The 5,349-nt window shown below is 74.5% G+C and carries 5 protein-coding genes and 1 pseudogene; 4 read left to right on the top strand and 2 right to left on the bottom strand.

Going from position 1 to position 5,349, the window contains the following annotated elements:
• From G3I42_RS02730 to G3I42_RS02745, 4 genes and pseudogenes are all read left to right on the top strand, one after another.
• A partial coding sequence (locus G3I42_RS02730) for an electron transfer flavoprotein subunit alpha/FixB family protein (RefSeq protein ID WP_164282247.1) occupies positions 1-442 on the top strand: 442 nt, incomplete at its 5' end.
• Positions 443-684: 242 nt separating this feature from the next.
• Entirely contained in the window at positions 685-1,905 is a 1,221-nt protein-coding gene (fabV, locus tag G3I42_RS02735; protein WP_164282248.1) for an enoyl-[acyl-carrier-protein] reductase FabV, read from the top strand.
• Positions 1,906-1,954: 49 nt separating this feature from the next.
• Positions 1,955-2,767, top strand: a complete 813-nt coding sequence (locus tag G3I42_RS02740; protein WP_164282249.1) for a class I SAM-dependent methyltransferase — start codon at positions 1,955-1,957, stop codon at positions 2,765-2,767.
• Positions 2,764-3,432: pseudogene (locus G3I42_RS02745) on the top strand (methyltransferase domain-containing protein); the annotation flags it as partial. The gene G3I42_RS02740 and the pseudogene G3I42_RS02745, both read left to right, overlap by 4 nt.
• Positions 3,433-3,436: 4 nt before the next feature.
• On the opposite strand, the gene rfbB reads toward G3I42_RS02745, so the two are convergent.
• Together rfbB and G3I42_RS02755 are read right to left on the bottom strand one after the other, a co-directional pair.
• On the bottom strand, positions 3,437-4,432 hold the full coding sequence (gene rfbB, locus G3I42_RS02750; protein WP_164282250.1) for a dTDP-glucose 4,6-dehydratase: 996 nt from the start codon (positions 4,430-4,432) through the stop codon (positions 3,437-3,439).
• 22 nt (positions 4,433-4,454) lie between these two features.
• On the bottom strand, positions 4,455-5,349 hold an 895-nt coding region (locus G3I42_RS02755; protein ID WP_164282251.1), incomplete at its 5' end, for a short-chain fatty acyl-CoA regulator family protein.

The raw sequence follows: 5,349 nt of genomic DNA on the forward strand, positions 1-5,349 counted from the left end.
CTCGGGGCAGGCGTCGGGGACGCGGGTGACGGGGCGGACGCCGCGTGAGTCCTCGGGGCGCCCGGAGCTGACGGAGGCGGCGATCGTGGTCTCCGGTGGTCGTGGGGTGAACGGTGCGGAGAACTTCGCGCTGATCGAGGCGTTGGCGGATGCGCTGGGGGCCGCGGTGGGGGCGTCGCGGGCGGCGGTGGACGCGGGCTGGTACCCGCACACCAATCAGGTCGGCCAGACCGGCAAGACGGTTTCCCCGCAGCTGTACATCGCGTCGGGGATTTCGGGTGCGATTCAGCACCGGGCGGGGATGCAGACGTCGAAGACGATCGTGGCGATCAACAAGGACGAGGAAGCGCCGATCTTCGAGCTGGTCGACTACGGCGTGGTCGGGGACCTGTTCAACGTGGTCCCGCAGCTCACCGAAGAGGTCAACACCCGCAAGGGCTGACCCGTCCCGCTCGCGAGAGCACCACGGCCCCGCGCCCGCCCCACCCGGCGGACCCGGGGCCGTCCCGTACCCCCGCCGAAAGGGCGAGATGCGCCAAGAGCGGCGCACGATCCTTGTCCCGGCCGGGGACTCCGCCCGGCCCGCCGCGCTCGCAGACTTGCCGTACGCGGTGCTGCGACGTGCCTGCTCAGCGGGTCCGCGCGGCCGCCGTGCCCCTCTCCCCGACGCAAGGACCGCCCTCCATGACCGAGCGCGTCATCACCCCCCGCAACCGAGGCTTCCTCTTCCTCGACGCCCACCCCGCAGGCTGCGCGCGTGTCGTCCACGACATGTGGCACACGTGCCCCGAACCCGTGCCGGCTCCGCCGACCGGCGAAGGACCTGTCGCCCTCGTCATCGGCGCGTCGGCCGGATACGGCCTCGCGGCCACGCTCGCCGGGCTCAAGCGGGCCGGGATACGGGGCATCGCGGTGTCGTACGAGAAGGGGCCCACCGCGCGGCGCACCGCGACGGCGGGCTGGTACCGCACCGCCGCCACCGCCGCGCTCGCGCGGGACGCCGGGCGCGACCTCGTGTTCCTCGACGGGGACGCGTTCTCCGACACGATGAAGGACGAGGTGGCCGCCCTCGTGGAGCACCGCTTCGGCGGCCGGCTCGACTACCTCGTGTACTCCGTGGCCGCGCCCCGCCGCACCGACCCCGACACGGGCGCCACGTACACCTCCGTCCTCAAGCCGATCGGCGCCCCGCACCGCACGAAGACCCTCGTCTTCGACGCGGGCGGCACCCCCGACGTCCGCGAGGTGGCGACGGAAGCGGCCGAGGGCGACGACGTCGCGCGGACCGTCGCCGTCATGGGCGGTACGGACTGGGAGCGCTGGACCGACCGGCTCGCCGCGCGCGGGCTGCTCGCCGAGGGCTTCACGACCGTCGCGCTCTCCTACATCGGCTCGCCGCTCACGGCGGCGATCTACCGGCAGGGCACGATCGGTGCGGCCAAGGCCCACCTGGAGGCCACCGCGCGCACCCTGCACGAGCGCCTCGCGAAGACGGTCGGCGGGCGGGCCGTGACCTCCGTCAACGGCGCCGCCGTCACCCAGTCCTCCACGGCGGTCCCCGGCATCGCCCTTTACACGGGTCTGCTGCGCGGCGTGCTCGGCGAGCGCGTGGTCCCGCCGGTGCGTCAGCTCGCGCGCCTGTGGGACCAGCTCACCGGGGCGAGCCCGCTCACCGTCGATGCCGAGGGCCGCGTCCGCCTGGACACCTGGGAACTCGCCGACGACGTGCAGGAGGCGGTCGCGCAACGCTGGGCCTCCGTCACCACGGAAACAGTCGCGGACCTCGCCGACATCGACTGGTTCCGCGCGGAGGTGCGCCGCCTGTACGGCTTCTCGGTGCCGGGCGTCGACTACACGGCTCCCGTCGAGACGGACGTCGCCTGGCCGGACCTTACGCGCGCGTGATCCGCCGGCTTCTAGGGTGGCCGCTCCACGAGCGGCGGGAGGCCGGCGGGTGACGGAGTTCGACGAGAGCGAACGGCTGATCTGGGCGGGGCGCGGGGAGGCGTACGCGGCGAGCTTCGCGAAGCTGTGCGCGTACCCGGTGGCGCACCTGCTCGACGCGGCGGGCGTCGGCGCGGGCACGTGCCTGCTCGACGTGGGGACGGGGCCGGGCACCGTGGCCGCCGCGGCGCTCGCGCGTGGTGCGCGCGTGACGGCCGTGGACCCGGAGCCGAGCATGCTCACGCTCGCGGCCCGTACCGCCCCCGAGGCGGAGGTGCGGGCCGCGACGCTTCCGGAACTTCCCTTCGAGAACGGCGAGTTCGGTGCCGTCGTCGCCAATTTCGTGCTGAACCACGTGGGGCGGCCCCGCGCCGCGCTCGCCGAGCTGTGCCGTGTCGTGCGGCCGGGTGGGCGGGTCGCCGTGACGATCTGGGCGAAGCCCCCGGCTCCCGGTCAGGCCCTGCTCGGGCGTGCCCTCGCGGCGGGCGGCGCGGTCCGGCCCCCGTACCTCCCGGCGGGGCCCGACCCCGACGAGGACTTCCCGCGTGACGAGGCCGGACTCGGGACGCTCCTCGCCGCCGCAGGGCTTACGGACGCGGCCTGCGCGACCCTGCGCTGGGATCACCGGGCGAGCCCCGAGGAGTGGTGGAGCGCCCCTGCGGCCGGGGTCGCGGGAAGCGGACGGCTCGTGCGGGCGCAGACGCCCGGGGTGCGGGCCGGGATCAAACGGCACTTCGACATGCTGAGCAAGGAATTCACCGACCCCGACGGCCTGTTGCGCCTGCCGCACGCCGCGCTGCTCGCGCACGGACGACGGCGGTGACGGACGGAACCGGGCTCGTGCCGCGGCTGTTCGCCGCGCTCGGGCGCTTCCACGCGGCGCGTCCCTGGGACCACAACGCCCACTACCACCGCGCGATCCTGCGCCGCCTGCCCCGCCGCTTCGGGCGCGCGCTCGACGTGGGCTGCGGCAGCGGCGACCTCGCGCGGCGCCTCGCCCGGCGGGCGGAACACGTGACCGGCATCGACGCGGACCCGGGCATCGTCGCGGCGGCGCGCGCGGCGACCCCGGAGGCGCTGCCGCTCGCCTTCACCACGGCGGACGCCCTCGACGAGAAGGCGGCCCCGGGACCGTACGACGTCGTCGCGTGCGTCGCCGTACTCCACCACCTGCCGCTCACCGAGGCGCTCACCACCCTCCGGGCGCGCCTCGCGCCCGGCGGCACCCTCGTCGTCGTCGGGCTCGCCCGCGAACAGACCCTCGCCGACCGGGCCCTGAGTCTGCTCGCCGTCGTCGCCAACACGGCGGTGGCCTGGTGGAAGCACCCTGCGGGCGGCTCCGGGCGGCGGCCGCTCGCCATGACCGCGCCGGTCCGCCCCGCGACGGCGGACCTGGCCGAGATCCGCCGCACCGCCGCGCGCATCCTGCCGGGCGTACGGGTGCGCAGGCGGCTCTTCTGGCGGTACGTGCTCGTGTGGAAGCGGCCCCGGGCTACCGCCCCTCCACCACCGGGCTCAGCCCCCGCAGCGGCTCCCACCAGGCGCGGTGGCGCGCGTACCAGTGGATCGTCTCCCGCAGACCCGTCGAAAGGTCGACGCGCGGACGCCAGCCGAGTTCCGCGCGGAGCTTCGAGGAGTCCAGCAGGTAGCGGCGGTCGTGGCCCGGACGGTCCGGCACCGTGCGCAACAGGGAGAGCGGCAAGCCGAGTTCGGTGAGGACGTGCTCGGCGAGCGCGCCCACGCTCAGCTCGGTCCCCGTCCCCACGTGATACGTCTCGCCGATGCGGCCCGCGTGCAGCACCGCGGCGATCGCCCGGACGTGGTCGCGCACGTGGACCCACTCGCGACGGTTGTCGCGCGACGCGTACACGGGCAGGTCCAGGCCGTCGAGCGCGCGCGTCGTGAAGAGCGGGAGCACCTTCTCCGGGAACTGGTGCGAGCCGTAGTTGTTCGCCGAGTTCGTCAGCGTCACCGGCAGGCCGTATGTCTCGTGGTACGCGCGCACCGCGTGGTCCGCGCCCGCCTTGCTCGCGCTGTACGGCGTGCGCGGCCGGTACGGCGACTCCTCCGTGAACGCCTCCTCCGCGTCCAGTGCGAGATCCCCGTACACCTCGCACGTCGAGACGTGGTGGAAGCGCGCGACCCCGAGCCGCCGGCAGGCCTCCAGGAGCGTCTGCGTGCCGAGCACGTTCGTACGGAAGAAACGGTCGGGGGCGAGCACGGCGAGGCTGTTGTGCGACTCGGCGGCGAAGTTCACGACGACCTCGACCCGGTGCTCGGCGAGGACACGCGCCACGAGCGGACCGTCCGCGATGTCGCCCCGCACGAACGTGATCCGGTCCGCGACGTCCGCGAGATTCGCGCGCACGCCCGCGTAGGTGAGCGCGTCGAAGGCGACGAGGGAGTCCTCCGGGTGTTTCTCCAGCCAGTAGCGGGTGAAGTGCGAGCCGATGAAACCGGCCGCACCGGTGACGAGGAGGGAGGTCATGCGCGGGCGCTCCTGGTGGGGGTCATACGGAGGTGTTCCTGACGGGGCCTTGGGCATCGCTGCGCACCTGGTACGGGACCGCGGTGCGCCGGTCGGGGTCGATCGCGAGCAGTCCGCCCGCCGGGGGTCTCGCCCGCTGCGCGCAGTCGCGGCGCTCGCAGATCCGGCAGCCGAGGCCGATCGGGGTCGCCGCGCGCGGGTCGTCGAGCGCGATGCCCTCCGCGTACACGAGGCGGTGCGCGTGGCGCAGCTCGCAGCCGAGCGCGAGCGCGAACTCCGCGCGTGGCGCGTGGTGCCCGAGCCCGCCCCGTACCACCGTGCGCGCGATCCAGAAGTACCGCTTGCCGTCCGGCATCTCCGCGACCTGCGTGAGGATGCGCCCCGGCGCCGAGAACGCCTCGTACATCGTCCACAGCGGGCACGTGCCGCCGAGCCGGGAGAAGTGGAACGCCGTCGCCGACTGGCGCTTGGAGATGTTCCCCGCGCGGTCCACGCGCAGGAACGAGAAGGGCACCCCGCGCCGGCCCTCGCGCTGAAGGGTGCTCAGGCGGTGGCACACCGTCTCGAAGCCGACACCGAAGCGCGCCGACAGCAACTCGATGTCGTAGCGGGTCTCCTCCGCCGCGCCGTGGAACGTCCCGTACGGCATGAGGAGGGCGCCCGCGAAGTAGTTCGCGAGCCCTATCCGGGCGAGCGTCACCGAGGCGGGCGAGGTCAGCCGGGTCTCGTCGCCCGCGACCTCGTCGATCAGCGCGCCCTGCTCGATGAGCGCGAGCTGGGTCGCGAGCTGGAAGGCGCGCTGGCCCTCGGTGAGCCAGGGGGAGAGGAAGAGCCGGCGGGTCCGCGCGTCGAAGCGGCGGGCGTCGGCCGTCCGGCCGGGCGCGGCGGTCAGCACCCGGACGCGGTGGCGCGCGGCC

Source organism: Streptomyces sp. SID11385, assembly GCF_010548245.1.
Taxonomy (GTDB): domain Bacteria; phylum Actinomycetota; class Actinomycetes; order Streptomycetales; family Streptomycetaceae; genus Streptomyces.